At 63.3% G+C, this 2,450-nt stretch carries 2 protein-coding genes; both read right to left on the bottom strand.

Annotated elements, in window-relative coordinates; all coding sequences use genetic code 11:
• Nucleotides 1-60 precede the first annotated feature (60 nt).
• A complete protein-coding gene (istB, locus tag RZ1_RS29240) occupies nucleotides 61-864 on the bottom strand; it encodes an IS21-like element helper ATPase IstB (protein ID WP_072816426.1) in 804 nt (267 codons plus the stop codon).
• Nucleotides 861-2,450, bottom strand: a 1,590-nt coding sequence (gene istA / locus RZ1_RS29235; protein WP_244899420.1) for an IS21 family transposase, incomplete at its 5' end; no start/stop codon positions are given. The genes istA and istB, both read right to left, overlap by 4 nt.

Here is a 2,450-nt window from a genome sequence, read left to right as displayed (position 1 = left end):
GTCGCTTGCCAGGTTGATGGGACCACCTGATTGCCAGAGGGTAGGGACCACCTTGGCGCGTTATTGAGGATGCGTGTTGTCGGTGTCGGCGTCAACCGCTCCGGGGCGGGTGCGTTGACGGTAGGACGGTCCTTCGACGACGAGTGTGTGGGCGTTGGAGGTCAACCGGTCGATCGCGGATTGGGCGAGGAGGGTGTCTGCGGTCATGGTCAGCCACTCGGACGGCTCGCGATTGGATGTGACGATCGTGGTCTTCTTCTTGTGCCTATCGACTACCAGCTCGTAGAAGTCGTTGGTTTCGGTGGCATCGAGCGGTCGCAGCGCGAAATCGTCGATGATGAGGACGTCGATTGCGGTCAACCTGCGGATCTCGGCGTCGACGGTGTTGTCCAGTCTGGCTGCGCGGAGCCGGGTGAACAGTTTGTCCGATCGCGCGAACAGGACACTGTGTCGTCGACGAATTGCCATGTGCCCTAATGCTGTTGCCAGGTGGGTCTTGCCGACGCCGACGGGGCCGAGGACGATCGCGGACTGCTGGTTGTCGAGGAACCGCAATGAGGTCAGATCTCCGAGGAGTGTCCGGTCGTAGCGCAGATCGTCGAGTGCATTCCAGGTATCGAACGCCATCGCCGGGTCAAGTCCTGCTTTGGTGGCTCGCAGTGTCGCCGAACGTGATTCACGTCGGTTTACTTCGTCGGCGAGGAGTACTTCGAGGAACCCGATGTGGCTGAGTTTGTGTTGACGGGCCAGGGCTGCGCGTTCGGGCAGCGTGTCGGCCAGCGCCCCGAGTTTGAGGGCTTTGAGCAGTCGGATCATGTCGGTGCCGACAGGTTCGGTGGCTGCGGTGCGGGTGTGGGTGCTCATCGGTGGGTCTCCGTGTTCTCGGCGCTGTCGCCGACGACTGACAGTGCGGGTGTAGTTGCAGCAGTGTTGAATTCGGACGGATCACGTGAGAATCGTGATGCGGTGTGCCCGACTGCTTTCGGCAGCTCCGGCGAGGTCTTCTCGGTGGCGCGCTCGAGCATCGAGGCGATCTTGGTGACCGAGACGACGTCGAGATCGAGGGACAGTGAGCAGGCCTGCTCGACCCGTTCTCCTCCGTAGCGGCGGACCAGTCCTTGCAGACGGTAGACGCTGCGGATCCTCGTCCACGGCAGCGGGTCGTCGAGGATGCGTTCGGCGTAGATCCCGATGTTCGGCCCGTGCGCGGTGCACTTTGCGATCAGGGAGGTGACATCACGTAGCGCGTAGTCGGACTTGTGTTCGGGCAGGTCAGCGCGGTCGGTGCTCCGTCCACCAGCGGGCTTGCGGGGGTGAATCTTCACCAGGGTGCCGCGGTGATAGAACTTCACCAGTTCGGTGTCGGCGCGCACCGACAGCGTCGATCCGATCCACTGTTGCGGCAACGAATACAACGCCCGCCCGACTTCTGCGTGGAAATCACGGTGCACTTTCACGTCCTTGAAGATCGGCACGTCGTAGATCGCCGGCATCGGCAACAGCATGGGCTGTTCGGCAGCGTCGAAGATGTCCAGCGGCCGTGCACAGGTGGTGCCGTGGATACGCATGCCCGCAGTGGTGCTGCACCACCGAACAACCGCATCCTGCGCTTCGGCGAGATCAGTGAAGCGTTCACCGGCCCAGAAGTTCCCGCGCACGTACTGCACCGTGCGTTCGACACGGGGTTTGTCCTTCGGTGAGCGGATCCGTGCGGGGTCGGTGACGAATCCGACGTGACTGCTGTAGTCGAGCCAACCGTCGCTGAAGTGCGGGGTGATCGGATCCGCGGCGGTGACGACGGGTTTGAGGTTGTCGGGAATCAGGACCGCGAAGGCCCCGCCGAAGAACTTCCATGCCGCCTCGCATCCGGCGATCACCGCCGCCAGCGTCTGCGAATAGGTCAGCCACACGAACATGTGTCGGCTGTACACGGCGGTGAAGATCAGGGCGTGGACTTTTCGGGCCCGACCGTCCTCGGGGTCGGTGAGCATCCCCAGATACCCGAAGTCGACTTGGCATTCGACACCCGGATCTCCGTCGACGACTCGAACGGTGAGGTCCTTGCGGCCGAAACCGCACCGCTCGGTAGCGAACCGGTGCAGCGTCCGGTACGGCACCACGCAGCCTTGGCGGGCGAGGAGCACTTCGATTTTGGTGATCGTCAGTGGTTTCTGCTCACCGTCTCCTGCCACCCACCTGGTGATCTGCTCCTCGTGAGGAATCAACTGTTCCCAGGCCGCACCATGCCCATGAGGCCGGTCGGGGCGCACGGTATCGACGACCGCAGCGATCAACTCGTCATCGATGTCGGCTGCGGTGTCGTCCCTCGTCAGCCCGGCAGATTGAGCGGCGTCGACGTAGCGTCGGACGGTCTTGCGGTCCACCCCGGCGTGGTCTGCGATCGTGCGCAGCCCAGGCGCCGGCAGAGCTGCCGTCCCGAGCCACAATCG

This window comes from Rhodococcus zopfii NBRC 100606 = JCM 9919, assembly GCF_001895025.1.
GTDB lineage: Bacteria > Actinomycetota > Actinomycetes > Mycobacteriales > Mycobacteriaceae > Rhodococcus > Rhodococcus zopfii.
This window is presented reverse-complemented; position numbering and strand designations above follow the sequence as displayed.

Excerpts from the sequence above, each read along its gene's own strand:
- istB (WP_072816426.1), bottom strand. The coding sequence starts at position 864 with ATGAGCACCCACACCCGCACCGCAGCCACCGAACCTGTCGGCACCGAC.